General features: G+C 68.3%; 1 protein-coding gene. It reads right to left on the bottom strand.

Translation table 11 applies throughout. The features are described 5' to 3' along the window. The coding region (locus D7Y15_RS43865) for a peptidyl-prolyl cis-trans isomerase (protein ID WP_148713063.1) at positions 1–420 on the bottom strand (420 nt) is incomplete at both ends.

Below are 420 nucleotides of genomic sequence, written 5' to 3'. Positions count from 1 at the left end.
GCCTTGCGGCAGTCCGGTGACGGGCTGGCCGTTCGGGCCGCGGCCAGAGCGGTCCACCGCATCGATGGTGATGGCCTTGAGCCCGGCCTTCTGCGCGGCTTCCAGCACGTTGGCGCCGCCGCCGCGCTCGTCCTCCATCTTGTTGTAGAGATCGCTGATCGAGGCCTTGGCCCGCTCGACGGCGAGGTCGCGCTTGAGCTTGGGCGCGACGAGCTCGTAGGCCGGCGTGGTGCCGGGTTCGATCTTGCTGACCTTCAAGAGCGCCACTCCGAACCGGCCCTGCACCGGCTGGCTGACCTCGTTGGCCGCGAGCGCAAACGCCGCATCGCCGATCGCGCTGTCGATGATGGCGGATTTGGCCACCAGCCCGAGATCGACGTCGGTTGCGCTCAGGTTGCGCTCCTTGGCGAGGTCTTCGAA

The organism is Corallococcus sp. AB030, from assembly GCF_003668965.1.
Taxonomy (GTDB): Bacteria; Myxococcota; Myxococcia; order Myxococcales; family Myxococcaceae; genus Corallococcus; species Corallococcus exiguus.
This window is presented reverse-complemented; position numbering and strand designations above follow the sequence as displayed.